The sequence below is a fragment of the Acinetobacter sp. NIPH1876 genome (genome assembly GCF_022808535.1).
Taxonomy (GTDB): domain Bacteria; phylum Pseudomonadota; class Gammaproteobacteria; order Pseudomonadales; family Moraxellaceae; genus Acinetobacter; species Acinetobacter higginsii.
The window spans coordinates 160,852-178,664 of sequence record NZ_JALGBR010000004.1; the positions used below are offsets into that span (position 1 = coordinate 160,852).

Consider the following 17,813-nt stretch of genomic DNA (forward strand, 5'->3'; position numbering starts at 1 on the left):
GATTTTTCTCTTCAAGAGCAGTGTGGAATAGATCAATATTCTCGTCTATTAGAATGATTTATATGCATCATTCTAAAAATTAGAACAGCCTAGGCACTAAAATTGCTTCTGTATTAAAACCTGCTTTATCTCAAGTGAGTTTGCAATGGCCTTGCCATTTTCACGTTTTGCCGATTATTTTATTGCCGTTGCCAAAACAGGCAGTTTAAGAAAAGCAGCCGATCAACTGTTTATTTCTGTCTCTGCCGTACATCGGCAGATTGTTTTGGCAGAAGAAGAACTCGGTGTGGCTTTATTTGAACGTTTACCCAGTGGACTCAAGCTGACCTTGGCTGGTGAATTACTCTATGCCGATCTACGCAGCTGGCAAAAAGAGTTTCAAATCACACAGAAACGTTTGAATGAAATCCAAGGCATACAACGCGGTTCAATTGATTTTGGGATGATTGCAGCACTCAATGAAAGCTTTGTCAGTGCCGTGATGCAGTCTATTGTTCAGCAATATCCGTGGATTAATTTTAAGGTTCGTGTCTTGGACAGTGATCGTATCGCTGATCTGGTGATTAATGCTGAACTGGACTTTGGCTTGATTCTGAACCCCAAACATCAGCATCAATTGCAGATCAGTGCCTTTATTGAAATGCCCTTGGGTTTCGTAATTCCTAAACAGCACCCTTTAGCCCATAAAGAAAAAATCTACTTCTCCGATACGCTGGAATTCAATCATATTATTCCTGCCGAGCCTTTGGTTATTCATGACCATGTCACCGCCTTATATAAAAAACAGGACTTTCACCCACGCCACACCATCGAATGCAACGATATCCATATGATGATTTCATTGCTCAGACAAAACCTAGGTATCAGCATCATGAGTTATCTGGATGCAGCCCCTTATATTGAAAATGCTGAATTTGAATTTAGAGCGATCAATGATCATGGCCTACATCCAATTACAGTTGCACTTTGTGTTGCACCAAAACGGCAACTTTCTCGGATTGCTCAAATCATGATGAATCAAATCATTATCGAGATGGAAGCACTAAAATCGCGCATGCTACAGAATATTCATCAATAACATGGTATTTTTGCACCAAAACAAAACACACAAGCTATTGATTTAAATCAATATAGTGTTTGACACCCAAAGATTTAATCAGGTAAGTTGATGTGAAGATTCACCTTTTTCACGATTTAGGCATTGCTATGGTTTGGCCCAATACAGACGCTCATTTAACAGCAGATTATCCACGCGATATGGTCGGTTATGCCGATCAACCTCCACATGCCCAATGGCCCAATCAAGCAAAAATCGCGGTTCAGTTTGTGCTGAATTATGAAGAAGGCGGCGAAAAGCATATTCTGCATGGCGATGAAGGATCAGAACAGTTCTTGTCTGAAATCAGTGGTGCAGAAAGTTATCCTGCTCGGCATCTTTCGATGGACTCGATTTATGAATATGGATCACGGGTCGGTTTTTGGCGGATTCAGCAGGAATTTGCCAAACGCCAATTGCCTATGACTATTTTTGCTGTGGCGATGGCGTTGCAACGTAATCCATTGGTGGTCGAGGCGATCAAACAACACCATTATGATGTGGTCTCGCATGGCTTACGCTGGATTCATTATCAAAATATGGATGTTGCAACCGAGAAACAACATATGGATGAAGCCATGCATACCCTTAAAGATTTGTTTGGTGAAATGCCGACAGGTTGGTATACAGGCCGTGATAGCCCGAATACCCGTCAATTATTGGCTGAATATGATCAGGTGCAATATGACAGTGATTATTACGGCGATGACTTACCCTTTTGGACAACACTCAGCAATGCAGCGGGTGCAAGCCGTCCGCATTTAATTATTCCCTATACACTTGATACCAATGATATGAAATTTGCCTCACCAACTGGTTTTAATCGCAGTGAGGATTTTTTTGAATATTTAAAAGATGCTTTTGATGTCCTCTATGCAGAGGGAGCAACCTCACCCAAGATGCTTTCGATTGGTATGCACTGTCGAATTTTAGGACGTCCTGCCCGCTTTAAGGCATTACAACGTTTCCTTGATTATGTGCAAAATCATGATCGGGTCTGGATTTGCACCCGTCAGCAGATTGCGGAGCATTGGTATACACATCATCCTTTTCAAGCTTAGGTTTATTAAAGCGTCATCATGTGTCGTATATCCGATTTAAACAATTTATCCAAACAAAATAAGCTTTAAGCTACTCCTTTAGAATAAGGAGATGATCAGGATGAAAGTACAATATTTTGCAGCGAGTACACTAGATGGATTTATTGCGACCGAAGACGATTCTTTGGAATGGTTATTTGCATTAGGCGAACTAGATAACTCAAGTTATCCCACGTTTATTGCAAATGTTGGTGCTTTGGTGATGGGATCGGCAACTTATGAATGGATATTGAATAACGCAGAGCAAGTTGCTGCCGAAACAGGTTCTCCTTGGCCTTATACTCAGCCAACTTGGGTATTTTCCAGCCGTAAACTGCCCTTGATTGAAGGTGCAAATATCCATTTTATACAAGGAGACATCACTCCTGTTTATGCTGAAATACAATCCATCATTGAGGATAAGAATATTTGGATTGTAGGCGGTGGCGAATTAGCGGGTCAGTTCTATGATGCCAATTTGCTTGATGAACTGATTATACAAATTGGCTCAGCCACCCTTGGGAAAGGAAAAGCGCTTTTCCCCCGAAAAGTACTTGCTCCAACACTTAAATTGATCTCCGTTCATCAAATGGGTGAAGGTATGGTTGAATTACATTATAGCGTTGAACATAAAAAAAATTAGTAAAATGTTGAATGCCTTATCTAGCCTGTAAATACTGGTGAAACAATTAAAGAACTCCCCCAACTCAATCGAATTAACCCATTCTGTCAAATAAAATGGGTTATTCGGAAGAATTTTCCAATCGTTGAACTGATACAATTTTATGACCTGATTGCGAATCGAGGAGATGCGTTTATACGACATTTCTTAATGCCCAAATAGGAAAAATTAAAAAGGAAAAATGCTTATGGCGCTTATTTCATGCCCCGAATGCAGCCGTCAGGTTTCGACCCAAGCCAACTCCTGCCCGCATTGCGGTTATCCTCTGCAGACGCAACATAACACACCCGAGCCAAGAGCATTGCAATCACCGCATGTGTTAAGCCGCACCATCATGGCACTCGGCGCTTGGCTGATCACGCCTTGGATTGCGCGACTCCTCTTCGGACTAGCGGTGCTGGTATTTGCCTATCTTTCACTTAAGAGCGAATGAATAAGCTTAATTAAAGAACTACATAGCCTTGTTAGTTGTACACGTGTTTTTTGTAGCCAAAGATAGGTATTCGAAGGACTTAACACGACTCAATTAAAACAAAATGCGGTCAACATATAAGTAGAGTAATTAGACATGTTTTCAATGAACAGATTCATGGTGTTGGGAATAGCATTGCTCGCGTGCGCCTGCACGAAGTCACCCTCGGCTAACGAAGATAAGGATAATGCCACGGCGAAAACAGCCAAATCAGCAGCGAAGTCCGCTGGGGATGTCGACTTCCCAGTAATCCCGCAGATCGTTGTGCCGGAGATCATCGGTATTGGCCCAGCCCAGCGAGCGTTGGAAACATCGATGCAAGATATCATTGACCCAGTGGCTGGCATCAGTGTCAAGCCCGCCAACTGTGCCACCGACGGCGCATTAGTCAACGATGCGGGCATTACCAGCACAGATGCGCAAGGCAATCTGTCGCGCAACGGTGATGAAGGCATCTTCCATATCGACGCAGACGGCAGTGGTACCGCCAACTACGAAGGCGGCGTCATCGTCGTCAACGCAGATGGCAGTGGCACAATCAACGGCAATGGCGGCGGTGGCGCTGACGATGGAATCATCTCGGTCGAGGCCGACGGTTCGGGCACGTATAACGGCAAGTACGGCATCATCGTGCTGGACGGCAAAGGTGGTGGTACTTGGAACGGCGACCACGGGGTGATTCGCAACCAAGGTGATGGTTCAGGCAGTTGGAATGGTCCGCAAGGCATCGTCACCATCAACGCCGACGGCAGCGGTACATGGAACGGTCCGCACGGGTTGGTGAGCAACGACGGTAAAGGCAATGGCAGCATTGGCACACCAGCACGTCAAGTGAAAATGGCACCAATTCCCAAGGTCACTCCAGCTGGCAAGTTCCCGCCGTTAAAAAAATTCGCTCCATCCGGTGTGCCATGTGGGTTCATCATCACTCTCAATGATCAGGTGTTGTTCGATTTCGACAAGACGAATATCCGTCCTGACGCAGCTAAAGTGCTGGACAGCTTGGCCATGGCCTTGCAGAAAGTACCAGCCAAAGCAATAGAAATTCGCGGACATACCGATGCCAAGGGCAGTGATGCCTACAATCTGGATTTGTCCGAGCGCCGTGCTAAATCAGTAGGCATGGCCTTGCGCCAGCGTGGTGCCGCAGCTGATGCCAGCACGCGTGGTTACGGCGAGTCGCAGCCAGTGGCGCCCAACGTAGTCAGCGGCCAAGACAACCCTGCCTGCCGGCAGTTGAATCGGCGGGTGGAAATCTTCGTGCGCACTTGATGATGCGAGCGGGTCAACGATGGTCACGTTTTATACTCGTAAGCGTATTGCAATAGCTCAGTATTGCAATACGCATTTGATGAACGATAAAACCTTGTATCTTGTCTATATAGATTCCAATCTGGCAACTGATGATATGCCGATGTTTTTTTATTACTCGCTGGACTTAGTTGAATGAATACTTAAAGATGCCCGCAAATGCGATGAGTTTCCCCTGCTACGATATCTCAACTTTAGCTTAGGCTATTTTTGCCATTTCTACACTCCGCTGTTGTAATAACTTCACCGCTTGCTTGGCTTGCCAACCCAACTCCATCATATCCAGATCAGGAATCTGATCATTTTCCATCACCATTTTCCCTGCTACAAACATCGCTTTAATATGCGCGCGTCCGCCACTTGCCACAGGCCCAATCGCCATATCATGTAAGCCAAAATAACGAGGATCATCTAACTGATAAATGACCAAGTCAGCCTGTTGCCCCACCTCAATTGTCCCGACTTGATCAAGCCCTAAAATCTTGGCCCCACCCACTGTTCCCCAACGGATCACATCCTCAATACGGGCAGCATCTGCACCACCTTCAAATTGCCCACCCTCATATTGTGGTGTCGCCAACATCCCCTTTCTGGCTCGTTGTAATAACCAAGCAGCATGGGTTTCAGACAGCATATCTGCGGCTTCATTAGAACCCGCGCCATCTACCCCAATTGAAATGGTCATCCCTGCCTGTTCCAGAGCAACAAGATCAGCAATACCGCTACCCAAACGCGCATTACTCTGAGGACAATGCGCAATACCTGTTTTGGTCTGACCTAACAACTGAGTTTCTTCGGGTAATAATTTCACTAAATGCGCAAACCAGACATCACTGCCAATCCAATCCTGCTCGGCACAGAACTGGACTGGGGTCATGCCAAACTTGGCTCTAGCTGCATCCAAATAATCCACTGTTTCAGATAAATGGCTATGCATCCGAATCCCCAATTGTCTGGCAATTTTGGCGCTTTCCCGTAATTGCTGAGCTGTGGTCGAATGCAAGGTTGAAGTCGGTGCCATCACGATTTTTCGAAAAGCATCTGATTCTGGCTGATGATATTGCTGCACCAAACGCTCAATATCCGCCATATAGTCTTCAAATTTCTCAGGACGTAAGGCTTGAGGCAACTCACTTTCCAAACCACGCGTTAAGGTTGCACCACCACGACACAGCACAAAGCGCATGCCCAATTTTTCGGCTTCATCAAATAAAATTGCAGCACCATCAAACGGCATCTGTGGCCAATATAAATAATGATGATCTGCTACCGTTGCACAACCTGAACGTAATAATTCAATCAAGCCAATACGTACAGCAATCCGAAAAGTGCTTTCATCAAATGCGCCACGGAACCGATACGGCGTACTGGCAAGCCATGAGGTCAGGTTTTGATTTAAACCTTGTGGCTCGCCCTTTAATAAAGACTGAAATAAATGGTGATGAGTATTTACCCATGCTGGGTAGATCACACAATCTTGAGCATTCACAACCTGTTCATTCGGCTGAGCACTTAACCGCCCTATTTCAGTAATTTTACCTGATTGGATGCGGATATCAGTGGATGAGCAGCGTGCTGCTTCACCAGTTAAGCCTGTCAAAATGGCATGGGCATTTTGAATTAAATAACTTTGATTTAATTGCTTTGAAATCATACCTGCTCACTCTCATGCCATTTGCTTAAAAAGAACTGGCTTAATAAAGACATCAGAACAAATAAGCCCAGACCAGTACACGTAATCAGAAATAATGCAGCAAACATCAAGGGTAAATCCAACTGAAAACCTGCTTGTAAGATTTGATAAGCCAAGCCTGCACTAGTACCACCCGCGCCTGCTACAAACTCGGAAACCACAGCGCCAATCAGTGCCAAACCACAGGAAATTCGTAAGCCACCAAAGAAATAAGGCAAGGCATTCGGCACACGTAAACGCATCAAAATCTGCCAGCGACTGGCTTTATTGATTTGGAAAAGATTGAGCAAACCTTTATTGACACTACGCAAACCTAAAGTGGTGTTGGTCAGTATCGGAAAAACTGCGACTAACATGGCACACACCACCAAAGCCAAAGTGGTATTTTGAATCCAGATGATGACCAAGGGAGCAATCGCAACAATGGGTGTCACCTGAAATAAAATGGCATACGGCATAAAACAAGCTTCGAGCACACGACTTTGTACAAATACAAAAGCGATCAATGTGCCAATCATCACAGCGCAAGCAAAAGCCAATAAGGTGATTTTTAAAGTTACCCATAAACTACCGAATAGCACACTGGACTGATTAATCAGCGCCATCACAATATCACTGGGCTTCGGCACGACATAAACAGGGACTTCCAGTTGTTGAAAACTCAGTTGCCAAAACAACAAAAAGATCAGACCAAGCCCAAGTGGAGCGGCAATACGTTGTACGGTTGGATGTTGTAGCAATGGTTTAATCATGAGCATGCCCTCCGCTTGCCTCAGCCAATAATTGCGATAGATGCGAACATTGTTGAATAAAGATGTCTGAACTTCGGAAAGACTCATCGCGTTGATAAGGCCCTTTAATATTCAGGTCCGCCACTACGCGTCCTGGTCGTGCACCCATCACAATGACCCGTGAAGACAGATACACCGCTTCATAAATACTATGCGTAACAAATACCACTGTAAGATCTCGTTCTGACCATAATTGACGGATATCACTATCCAGTTTATGGCGGGTAAATTCATCCAATGCCCCAAAAGGTTCATCCATCAACAATAGATCAGGTTCTGTTACTAAAGCTCTGGCCAATGAGGCACGCATTTGCATGCCGCCTGAAAGTTCACGTGGATAAGCTGTGCTGAATTTTTCTAAACCAACGGCTTTTAAAGCAGCTTGGACTTTGGGCGTACTGGTTGATTTGGCAATACGCTGTAAGTCCAAAGGTAAACGCACATTGTCCTCAATATTGGCCCACGGCATCAGCGTAGCGTCCTGAAACACCATGGCCATTTTGCACTGTGATTGAATATCAGCTTTACCATTCCAGCGCACTAATCCAGCAGAAGGTTGCTCGAGATCGGCAAACATTTTCAGCAAGGTGCTTTTACCGCAACCTGATGGTCCCAATAATGAAATAATCTCGCCGCGTGCAATATTTAAATCCAGTCTTTGTAAGGCATTGGTGCCATTGGGATAGGTTTTTTCAACCCCTCTAGCCATGATCATTGGCGTGATAAAGGTTGAAGATTCTTGTATTGGTATCTCAATTGATAAAGCAGAATTCATGTGGTTTCCCCTTGATGCGAATGCACTATTTTGTTAACCCTTCAGCCATAATTTAGAGCTAAGATTATTTGCTAGCTTTAATAAATTGCGTGGTATAAGCAGCTTTCCAATTGGTTTGAGCTTTGAGTAAGCCTGAGTTCACCATAAAATCTCGCGTTGCTTTCCAACGTGCATCCGTCATCACGCCAATGCCTTGGGTCTTGGCATCTCCACCATCAATCAATTTTAATTTGCGCATTTGCCCCACTGCAAAAGTCAGTAATTCATCATTCATATTCGGATTTTCTTTTTTAATGATGCTATTGCCCAAATGTGGGTCTGCTAAATAGTTTTTCCATCCCTCCATTGAAGCTTGGACAAAACGGCGCAGCACATCAGGTTTGTTTTGAATCACATCATTGCGAGTCACTAAAATGCCGCCATAGGCTGGATAACCCGCATCAGCAAATAAAAAGAAATTACTGGATGGTTCTGCTTTTTTTGCCTGAAAGACTTCTGAAGTGGCATAGGCTTGCTGTACTACATTTTTGCCTGCCAAGAATGGCTGCATATTGAAGGTATAAGGGCGTGCCTGTGCAGCATCTAATTTATATTTGCCTTTTAACCAAGGCCACCAGCTTGCTTGTCCGCTGGTTGAGACTAGAATGGTTTTGCCTTTGAGATCGGCCAAAGACTTTACATCGCTGTGAGTGAGCACGCCTTGTGGATCAAACTGGAATGGTGCTGCTACCGCTTTGATGGGAAAGTTACTTTCGATGCCTTTTAAGACCTGTAGGTCATAATTAATAATAATGTCGGCACGTTTTGACAATAATAAGGTCATGTTATTGACTTGTGGCCCACCGATTTTAATATCGACATCAAGCCCGTATTTTTTATAAATTCCTTGTGCCAGTGCTTGGTAATATCCGCCTTGCTCGGCTTGTGCAAACCAAGTGGTTTGTAAAACCAGTTTATCGGCTGCAAAACTGGTTGAGCTGAGAACTGTGCCTAGTCCCAATAACGCGCCCGAGATAACAGTACGTCGCCCTTTGCCCACATAGTGCTGAATATTCATATTAAGACCCCTAAATCTGTATGGATTCATCTTGCTATTCTTTTAAGGGGGTCAATCAATGTATAAGCTACACATTTCTCTCAAAACCAAATCAATTGGCTTTGTCCCCAAAAGAGGAACAGCAAACGCTGTAGAGCAATGTCCCGTGTGTTCACAACACACTGACCGCTTATACTCAATCATGATTTAGCAAGCTCTGTGCCAAGATTGATTTGATCTTGATTTTTATAGTAATTTTCTAGGTTGGATTTATTTTTAGTTGTTTTTAGATGAATCAACTGCATTGAGTCTTTGGTTTTGTATGCAGTTTAATGGTGCGTTAAGTAAGTGCAGATGCACTCTCGAGGTGCTGAGGTTTCAATAAATCTTTTGTGAAAGAATTATATTGAGTTAATTCATTGACCAAGATAGTAATTAGCTTGATGCATAAGCCGAATCATTTACCTCTTTTCCTGTATCACTTAAATCGTATCCTAAATATTTACGACAACCTTATTCATCCCAGACCAATTTTTGCGGGCAATTGAACATCCCTGTACTGAAATACCTTGGTAATTGATTGAGCAAAGCCAATATCTCTTCTCTTGAAAACTCTTGCCCATAAGAAGCTCGCTCAGCTTCGTACGGAACCTCAGCCCAGTATAGATTCTTGCTTGCATCGTGCAGTATCTGAAAGCTTTGACCTATTTCATCGACCAAGCCAAGGTAATCACCTAAGTCCAACAAGCACCAAAAATAGTCATCCAACAAGTCGGTAAATGTCACTCGAACTTCCGCGTCAGACTCTACCGTCCGCTCAATGGCGGGGTGCTGCTCGAAGTGGGCATAGACGATAAAATTTTCCCATGTGGCGGTTGCTAAGGCACGATTTTCTATACTCATGGGCATCTTGTTCACAAAAGGTCGTAATCCATCTTCCAGCGTCCAAACAGGAAAATCATCCTTTTTGCCACCAGTCGCTAGACTCCAAGCTTGCCCGCCCACATACAGCAGAGATTCACACCAATTCATCTCAGGATTAACTCTATCGTCGAATATCCTCGGCCAGTGCAGTGATGCCTCGAACCACGCCTGTCCTCGTGCAATCGCATAACAGGCGGCATAAAGCAGCGCATCATCGCCAAAGGGGCCTCGTCTTGCTCGCGATGCTATCAGCAACTTCTCCAATCGCTCTGTCAATCGTAACGCAAAGGCAACAATCTCATCGGGATGCATATTGCTCAATGTGGATTTGAGTGGAAGTAAGCTCGCAACATCTTGTCCTGACAACAGTAATGGATGATCTACTTTTGTCATCAATGCCCAAAACTTGGACTCTGGCATAAGGGAGGGCAATGTAGTCATTGGTAGTTTATTCCATCAAAAGAGAGTAAAAATCGAAAATCTTCAGCAAGAATAATCTGTTATTCAATAAGTGGTCACTGACGTCGGTGAGATAAATTACTCATATGACAACATCCCTTCTGAAAGTCATTTAATTCAGCGCCATCTTTAGACAGATTAAAGTCCACTGTTGTTTGATTTTCAACATTTTCACAAGAAATTGCAGTGTTTCTGCTCATATTGACCTATTTCACTTTATAAACTGGCACAAAAAGTGCTTCATTCTTTCTGTCAGAGTAGAAGCGTTCAGCATAGTCAGTCACATCGACTGCTATGTGGGTCATTGCTCAGAAATCAGCTCACTTTTTTTATAAGCTTTGTCTTATGGAAAAAGTGCAGCTCTTTTTTGAATGTGACCCCGTCTCTTTCAATCTATTTGATTGGGTCACGGTTTATCCAAAAGATGAGGTTGAAAATATGAATAGCGCCAATATGACTACATTAGCTGAACAAGACTACAGCTTAGAAGAACTGCAAAAAGAAGCTCGTATGGGAGCTTTGGGTCAAGAAACCTTTGAACGCGAAGTCCGAGTGATTGATTTATCTGACTTTGAACAACGTAAATATGAGATTGCGGAACAACTCTGGACGGCTGCCACTGATATTGGTTTCTTTCAGGTCTCGCATCATGGTATTCCACTTGAGCAGATTCAAACTGCATTTGACATGACACAACAGTTTTTTGATCTGCCTGAACCGGTCAAAGCACGCTACCCACTTCATCGAAATGCAGGTTGGGAAAGTAAGGCTCAAGTTCGTCCATCAACCAGTACCCCAGACCAGAAAGAATCCTACCAAATCACTCGCCCACGTATGGATGGACTTTATCCAACCGAGCAAGAGCTGCCTGACTTTAAAAATACCATGCTTGAATTTGAACAAGCGTGTTGGCACGTGGGTATGAAAATACTCTCCTGTTTTGCTTATAAACTGGGTTTTGCAGATAACTTTTTTAGCCTTGCTCATGATCCTGAACAAGACAGCTATCAAAGCACTTTAAGAATGTTGCATTACTATGCTATTGATCCTGCTCTGAAAGATCAATTAGGTCTATGGCGTGCAGGCGCACATACCGATTTTGATTGTTTAACCTTATTGTTTCAGCGTAATGGTCAAGGTGGTCTGCAAGTGTGCCCAGGTAAAGATATGGAGCAACAACAATGGACCAGTATCGAACCACGAGATGATGTGATCACTTGTAATATCGGCGATATGTTAATGCGTTGGAGTGATGATCAATTACCTTCTAATTTCCATCGAGTCAAAAATCCAGAAGCAGATGAATACCAAGGAGCACGTTATAGCCTCGCTTTCTTCTGTCAAGCCAATGAAGATGTGCTAATTGAAAGCCCACAAAAGAAATATCCAGCAATTACAGCCAAGGAATATTTAAAACAACGCATCAGTGCGAATTTTAAAGGGAAATACTAATCGTTGATTCATTGTAGACAGAGGTAAATCGTCTCTGTCTACTCTTAAAAAATATCGATTTATTTTTTCCGTTTATGATCTTTTCCGTGATCTCTTCTTGGTTCTTTTAGGTACCGCTTTTTGAGGAATATTGATTTTTCCCGTACCTAAACCTCTGAAAAAATAGTTAACAAGATAAATGAATAAAAAACCAAAATAGAAAAATGGAAAGATCGTAATAGTGCTAATACATGCTTCCCAAAAAATTACGCCAATTCGATAATTATAACTTAACTGGATGAGTGCACCTCTACGGCTACCATCCTGAAAGGAAATTTCATCATGTAGAAAATGTAGGATGCCGATTAAGAGGAATAAGAAAAATATACCTGAAACAATCGTTTTTTTTATTAATGGTTTCTCCAGCCATGGATATTTCTCCGATGCTTTAAACTCGGCCTGAAAAAATTTACTATAAATTTTTTCCTGAAACGCCTTGCTCACGCCGACTCTCTTAATGAATAAGAAGCACAAATAACCTCCGAAAACAGAGGTTACAATCGTATAATAAATACTTGAAAGAATAGTAAAAAATGGCAATGGACCTTTAGTCCCTACCGTAATCAACATCTGCTCTGTGATATAACGATAAATCTCATACTGCCACTGATTGCGTGGATATGCTGGAAATAAAAATAACGGTAAAATAAATACAATAATCAAAAGGCTAATATGTATTTTCGCCTGTCTTTTTTCTTTAGCTCGTTGTTCAAGCGCCAAACGTCTTTGTTCTAATTTTTCTTGCTTCTTTTGCTTTGTGTGCTGTTCAAGCAATTCTCTTGCTACATAACGTTTTGTTGACATAGAAAATCAATATTTATGTTTTATATAAAAATCTTAATTAGAAAATAATAAAGATATGCGAATATTCATAGAATCAAGAATTCTAAATTAAAATGAGCAACCTTCCAATATTATAAAGTACATATCTTCTTTTATAAAATTTATACAGTCAGAGATTCACAATCTCTGACTGTACTGATGCATTGGAGTGATGATCAATTACCTTCTAATTTCCACCGAGTCAAAAATCCAGAAGCAGATGAATACCAAGGAGCACGTTATAGTCTGGCGTTCTTCTGCCAAGCCAATGAAGATGTGCTGATCGAAAGCCCACAAAAGAAATATCCAGCAATTACAGCGAAGGAATATCTAAAACAACGCATCAGTGCGAATTTTAAAGGGAAATACTGATTATTTAGATAGGGTTTGAAGTAATTTTCAAACCCTATCTAGTCGTCAACATACTTGAACTATGGTTTGGCATTGTTGAGTTACTGGATCGTGGAAGACGTATGCAGCAGCCTCATCATGAAAATAATCTGGAATTGTAATTTGCCCTAGAAAGACTAATGGTTTTTTCTCTCCTATCGGCCAAGCTGGTGCTTGGAGCCATTTAGGTGGTTTCTTTGCATAGCGAAAGAGTTCCAATATTCTGCATTGTAGCCATTTTTTTAATTCATCTTTTGATAGTTTTTCTGGGGCTTCTTGCATAAGTTGTTGTACATAACTTGGATCAAGTTCCAACCACTTTGGTTGAACTACAGCAATAAGCTTAACCATATCAGCCTTACCACTAGACACTCGCACGTTAATCCCTTGTTGTTCTTTTAAATATTTTACAATCACGGATTCGGCATTCAACACATCAATCGGATTGCGATAATTTAGAGTGATCAAATAATGATAAAGCGTGTGGGCAGCAAGTGCGTATTGTGGAGCTAGCTCAGCAGATAATAATTTTTCAATATCAGGATCATTGTATAAAGCATCTTCGAATAAGCGCGTTTCCATATGGCCTTCGACAAATTGCACTAATATATTAACTGTAGATAACATAATATTTATCAATCCTTTGCCAATTTAACCCTTAAGCATTAACTTTTACCACCATAGCGACTACTACACTGGTCGTATAAGCTTAATGCGTTTCCCTGCAATGGTCACGCCACGCAAAAAAGCAGCCTCCAAACCACGAATGACATTCGTAGCTAGACACGTCTGCAAATCGGAATAATCAGCGAATTTAGCATTAACAGGGTCATGGAACTCGGCTCGTCGATCAACGCTAGTACGAACGAAATGTTTTTCTTCCAGACCATAAGCGGCTTGTTTCAGGTCAGGAACAGGAATGCCAATCGACCAGCTTTTTTCTTTGTCTGACGGATAGGTGACGCAACACTTGCCAAGCCCAATAACATCGCCGTGGTTAAACACCAAATACATCAAGAGTCGCCACTCACCCAAATCTTCAGTGTTTATCGACGGCGTGAGTGTCTCAATGTATTTGTTAGCCAACGCCTCAATCGCATTTATATCTACGACATCATTCAGCTTCATCACTCCAATGTATGAAAGAACTCTGATCTTCGGATAATTGTGCATTTTTTCCCTATAAATTTGTATATCGTAAACTGTAATAGCTCAAATCTGAATTGTTCTTTATCATGGTAAAAGAGTACTTAAGCGCAAATCGATACGAATTTGAAAAAAAAAGTCCGCCTTTCTAAAAATAGTTTTATCGGGTCTGAGCACGTTTGAGAATAGCATCCCAATCTATCTGCATGAGATTCGACAATTCAGTTTTGAAGTAACTGTCATGGTGCCCGATATATGCGGGAAAATTTATTAATGGATGATTATTCCATTGTTGCGCAAACCAATGTTCTATCAATGTTGACGCAGTTGCCCAAGGATCAACTTCATCCCATTCTTCATCATTAGCATAATTATCGTAATCATATATCTCCACAGGAATTGCAATCGTATTATCAATTAGAAAGTCATGTTTATTAGAATTAATAGAATTACCGTACTCATCCATCGCCCATAAGCTCACAGAAAACTGACTATCAAACTGTGATGAATCGTATTCTATAAGCAAGAACTTTGTTGTGTCATGCCATGATCGATTAGACAACATGGCTAACTCTGTGTTTAATTGATGTTCTATAGATTTTAAATGTGCTTGTGCAACTTTAATGAACTGCTTTTTATCAATACTCATTATGATCGCTCGACATCAATTCAATATCTTTCAAATATTAAGATTTATAAAAACAGGCAAAACTCTTGATTCAAAAACTACTTCATATTCCAATCAAGAACACAAGGCTTCTCTTGCAGGGTATCTTCTGGTTCTATTTCGTAAACCTTATAAGAAATAAAATTATATCAAGAAAAGAATCTAAAAAAGCTTCTGAATGCACTAGATTACTGAACAGAATAGGCCATTTAAAAGAAAATATAAAAGCATGGTTTAATGGTTACAAATTCACGATCTCTGACTGTACTAAAGCCTCAGTGATCCAGCACGGTTGAGATAAATGATGGACATCACAATTACTGCCACCACCAATGCGATCTACGACCAGAAAATCACTATTTGCTTCCAAAGTAATTAAAGGATGATGCCATACCCCTTGATGGTAGGTAATTCCCTGCTGCCCATTGCTGATAAAAGCTTGAATCCGTTGCTCATCAGGTCGCGTTTGATCAAAAGGCAACGCCACAACAACAATAAACTTCTGTTGCTGTAATGGAATAAAAGACTGTGAACCATACGGATGTCGTTCCAACATCTCAATCTGAAATGGAATGGGAGTTGCAAACAGATTATGAAAAATACTCATCCCTACCGCGACCTGATCGCCTGACACCTGTGCAAGAGATAAGGCGTGATAGCGTTCAGTGAGTCCCTGATTAATCGGAATAAAGTCTTTGTTGCTCTTTTCAATCACATCCCCAAAATCAGCAAAACTGTCTTGAGTTAAAGGCCGAATTTCAATATTTTTTTCATGCATAGGTTGATTCTCTTTAGATCAGTTGCATCGCGTGAGCAACACTGTCGCGCAAGACAACTTTTGCGCTGTTGCTTTATTTGCTTAAAAATAACTACAGGTTATGCAATCAAATTAAAATCAAAAGCTCAAAAACCAATGGCTGCGCCATTGGTTTTTGAGGGTGTGCTAAGGGGCTTCGCCCCTTAAATCCCTGAAAAATCATTTTGCAACCAGTGCCGCTTTCCCCCATAAACGAATCCGACTAATCCCGCCATCAGGAATCATATTGACGCGGATATAATTCACTTTTTGATGTTGAAGCACTTCTGCAACATACTCATGAATATTGTCCATGCTCAAAGGTTGCTGTTCCAATAAAAAAGGCCAGAACATACTCTGCGGAATAAGTTGCGCATCGGTTGCATCTTCAATATAAGCAGCTTGAATCGAACAAAACGCAGGAAAATTCCCTTTAAAATACGCGGTATCTACATCAATTTTTTCAATCTGGCCTGTTTGTCCCAAAGCAATAATGCACCAATCAAAACCAGGGGCACGGCGACGTTTGGTCTCCCAACCATCGCCCATATTTAAGCCTCGCTCAGGACTGAGTAGATTATTCGGATGGCCGAAATGCGCATCGCTAAAGGCCACAATACGCCCGCCATTTTTCAAACCAATCAAATCCATCTGCTGGGTTGTATCGACATTTTCGAGCAGCACACGGCCATACACTCTTAAACGTGCAATACCGCCATCAGGGAAAATATTAATGCGGATATGGGTAATTTTCTGAGCGGCACAGTCGAAAAAATGATGCTGGTCTGGAGATAAAACTGAGTTTTCTAATAACGTCGTCCAAGTAATACCTTCCAATTGATTATCTGGCGCATAGCAGCCCTCAACGGAAGCAGAGGCTGGATAATTGCCTGTAAAAAATGAGGTATCAATATCAAATCCAGATACAAGCCCTGTCACACCTAAACGAACAATACACCAATCATAACCAGACTCACGCTTACGTCGCGTTTCCCATCCATCCATCCATTTGCCATTGTCATCATATTTTCCTTCAATGAATTGAGCGGGTGTGCTTTGCAACATTCTTGCCGCTTCTGCAAAAAACTCATCGGAACAACTTATGATAGTTGCACCAATTCTGGCATCAGCAAGATTGGTTAATGCCTGCAAATGGGTCGGTAAAGCTACGGTTTTAGCAACATGCACTGTCATTGATCATTCCTGAAGGTTTCATTTCTATTCTATTATGCAAGATCCAGTCCAACTGGTCTGACCTGTTGTTAAAAATATAGCTATTTTTAAGCAACAGCACCAACAAAAAGATAAATTTTGTGTAGAATCAAACTGTTTATTTTTATATTTAAGGTGCGTTACTGATGAGTCCACAGGCTATGCTCAATGGAAAATCCTCTCAGGTGACTGAGCAAGCGGTGGAAGTGATTCATCAACGCATTCAACAAAATACTTATGCAGTTGGTTCTGCCTTACCCTCACAACGTGATCTTGCCCTCCAGTTGGGAATCAGCCGCGCTTCTTTACGTGAGGCATTAACCCGTCTTGCCGCTTTAGGATTGTTGGAAATTAAGGCGGGTAAAGGGGTTTATGTGATTTCACAGCATAGCCAAGCCGCTGAACAATGGGATGGCGAACACCGTGTTTCGCTTAAAGATTTCTATCAATTACGTTATGTATTGGAAGGTTTCTGTGCCCTGCTTGCATGTGAGTACTTAACCGAAGAGGATAAGTCGACCCTCCAACAACACTACCAATCACTTGCCAGTGCAATCAAACAGCAGAACTGGCAAGCAGCCTCTGAATTTGATTATGCTTTTCATCGGCACATTATTGAACTTAGTCACAATCAATCAATTATTCAAACACTTAAAATGCATACTGAATGGATTAAAAAAAGCCAGATCCTGCCTTTCGTTCAACCTAATCTGGCATTTAAAACCATTCAAGAACATGAATTAATTCTGCAAGCCTTATTTAAGCAAGATGCAGCTGCGGCTGAAAAAGCCATGCAAGCGCATATTATTGGTGCTGCGCAACGGGCGGGTGTGTACTTTTCTCGGCATAACAGCTCAATCTAAGCACGAAAATTAAATCTGCACCACTTTGCCCCATGCTTTGAACCACATCAATGCAACCTTTCTATTTTTGCTTTTTAATAAAGCAAATTATCTGGTATGACCAGTAAA

Annotated in this window: 18 protein-coding genes and 1 pseudogene; 8 read left to right on the top strand and 11 right to left on the bottom strand. The window is 41.9% G+C overall.

Going from position 1 to position 17,813, the window contains the following annotated elements; genetic code table 11:
- Window positions 1–145 precede the first annotated feature (145 nt).
- The 5 genes from MN869_RS05965 (at window position 146) to MN869_RS05985 (ending at window position 4,601) form a co-directional block, all read left to right on the top strand.
- Window positions 146–1,078, top strand: a complete 933-nt coding sequence (locus tag MN869_RS05965) for a LysR family transcriptional regulator (RefSeq protein WP_033134064.1) — start codon at window positions 146–148, stop codon at window positions 1,076–1,078.
- Window positions 1,079–1,206: 128 nt separating this feature from the next.
- The gene (gene puuE / locus MN869_RS05970) at window positions 1,207–2,157 is read left to right on the top strand and encodes an allantoinase PuuE (protein WP_033134065.1); all 951 of its coding nucleotides are present in this window, start codon (window positions 1,207–1,209) and stop codon (window positions 2,155–2,157) included.
- A gap of 100 nt (window positions 2,158–2,257) precedes the next feature.
- Window positions 2,258–2,818 carry a dihydrofolate reductase family protein gene (locus MN869_RS05975; RefSeq protein ID WP_033134066.1) on the top strand — a complete coding sequence of 187 codons (561 nt, stop codon included), beginning with the start codon at window positions 2,258–2,260 and terminating at the stop codon, window positions 2,816–2,818.
- Between the two features lie 226 nt (window positions 2,819–3,044).
- Entirely contained in the window at window positions 3,045–3,290 is a 246-nt protein-coding gene (locus tag MN869_RS05980; protein WP_005312984.1) for a zinc ribbon domain-containing protein, read from the top strand.
- 135 nt (window positions 3,291–3,425) lie between these two features.
- The gene (locus MN869_RS05985) at window positions 3,426–4,601 is read left to right on the top strand and encodes an OmpA family protein (RefSeq protein ID WP_241345077.1); all 1,176 of its coding nucleotides are present in this window, start codon (window positions 3,426–3,428) and stop codon (window positions 4,599–4,601) included.
- Between the two features lie 238 nt (window positions 4,602–4,839).
- Here the strand turns inward: MN869_RS05985 and MN869_RS05990 are convergent, their stop codons facing one another.
- The 5 genes from MN869_RS05990 to MN869_RS20390 form a co-directional block, all read right to left on the bottom strand.
- Window positions 4,840–6,294 carry an amidohydrolase family protein gene (locus tag MN869_RS05990; RefSeq protein WP_033134705.1) on the bottom strand — a complete coding sequence of 485 codons (1,455 nt, stop codon included), beginning with the start codon at window positions 6,292–6,294 and terminating at the stop codon, window positions 4,840–4,842.
- On the bottom strand, window positions 6,291–7,085 hold the full coding sequence (locus tag MN869_RS05995) for an ABC transporter permease (RefSeq protein WP_033134704.1): 795 nt from the start codon (window positions 7,083–7,085) through the stop codon (window positions 6,291–6,293). Before MN869_RS05995 ends, MN869_RS05990 begins: the two co-directional genes overlap by 4 nt.
- Window positions 7,078–7,899, bottom strand: coding sequence for an ABC transporter ATP-binding protein (locus MN869_RS06000; RefSeq protein ID WP_243306981.1), 822 nt, complete (start codon window positions 7,897–7,899; stop codon window positions 7,078–7,080). Before MN869_RS06000 ends, MN869_RS05995 begins: the two co-directional genes overlap by 8 nt.
- Window positions 7,900–7,963: 64 nt before the next feature.
- On the bottom strand, window positions 7,964–8,956 hold the full coding sequence (locus MN869_RS06005; protein ID WP_033134702.1) for an ABC transporter substrate-binding protein: 993 nt from the start codon (window positions 8,954–8,956) through the stop codon (window positions 7,964–7,966).
- A 492-nt stretch (window positions 8,957–9,448) separates the two neighbouring features.
- Window positions 9,449–10,300, bottom strand: coding sequence for a DUF4240 domain-containing protein (locus MN869_RS20390; RefSeq protein ID WP_033134701.1), 852 nt, complete (start codon window positions 10,298–10,300; stop codon window positions 9,449–9,451).
- A gap of 456 nt (window positions 10,301–10,756) precedes the next feature.
- Here MN869_RS20390 and MN869_RS06020 point away from each other — a divergent pair, with 456 nt between their 5' ends.
- The gene (locus MN869_RS06020; RefSeq protein WP_033134707.1) at window positions 10,757–11,770 is read left to right on the top strand and encodes a 2OG-Fe(II) oxygenase family protein; all 1,014 of its coding nucleotides are present in this window, start codon (window positions 10,757–10,759) and stop codon (window positions 11,768–11,770) included.
- A gap of 72 nt (window positions 11,771–11,842) precedes the next feature.
- On the opposite strand, the gene MN869_RS06025 is transcribed toward MN869_RS06020, so the two are convergent.
- Window positions 11,843–12,613, bottom strand: a complete 771-nt coding sequence (locus tag MN869_RS06025) for a hypothetical protein (RefSeq protein WP_033134700.1) — start codon at window positions 12,611–12,613, stop codon at window positions 11,843–11,845.
- Between the two features lie 171 nt (window positions 12,614–12,784).
- Here MN869_RS06025 and MN869_RS06030 point away from each other — a divergent pair.
- Window positions 12,785–13,003, top strand: a pseudogene (locus MN869_RS06030) (2OG-Fe(II) oxygenase family protein); the annotation flags it as partial.
- 45 nt (window positions 13,004–13,048) lie between these two features.
- Here the strand turns inward: MN869_RS06030 and MN869_RS06035 are convergent.
- The 5 genes from MN869_RS06035 to alc all read right to left on the bottom strand — a co-directional run bounded on the left by MN869_RS06035 (window position 13,049) and on the right by alc (window position 16,824).
- On the bottom strand, window positions 13,049–13,648 hold the full coding sequence (locus MN869_RS06035) for a hypothetical protein (protein WP_033134698.1): 600 nt from the start codon (window positions 13,646–13,648) through the stop codon (window positions 13,049–13,051).
- A gap of 63 nt (window positions 13,649–13,711) precedes the next feature.
- Window positions 13,712–14,194, bottom strand: a complete 483-nt coding sequence (imm9, locus tag MN869_RS06040; RefSeq protein WP_005204572.1) for an Imm9 family immunity protein — start codon at window positions 14,192–14,194, stop codon at window positions 13,712–13,714.
- Between the two features lie 133 nt (window positions 14,195–14,327).
- Entirely contained in the window at window positions 14,328–14,816 is a 489-nt protein-coding gene (locus tag MN869_RS06045; protein WP_005204574.1) for a hypothetical protein, read from the bottom strand.
- Between the two features lie 259 nt (window positions 14,817–15,075).
- Complete coding sequence (locus tag MN869_RS06050; protein ID WP_005204576.1) at window positions 15,076–15,612, bottom strand: ureidoglycolate lyase; 537 nt, start codon at window positions 15,610–15,612, stop codon at window positions 15,076–15,078.
- A 198-nt stretch (window positions 15,613–15,810) separates the two neighbouring features.
- Entirely contained in the window at window positions 15,811–16,824 is a 1,014-nt protein-coding gene (alc, locus tag MN869_RS06055; protein WP_033134697.1) for an allantoicase, read from the bottom strand.
- Window positions 16,825–16,988: 164 nt separating this feature from the next.
- Between alc and MN869_RS06060 the strand changes: the two genes are divergently transcribed.
- Window positions 16,989–17,705, top strand: coding sequence for an FCD domain-containing protein (locus MN869_RS06060; protein ID WP_033134696.1), 717 nt, complete (start codon window positions 16,989–16,991; stop codon window positions 17,703–17,705).
- The last annotated feature ends 108 nt before the right edge of the window (window positions 17,706–17,813 follow it).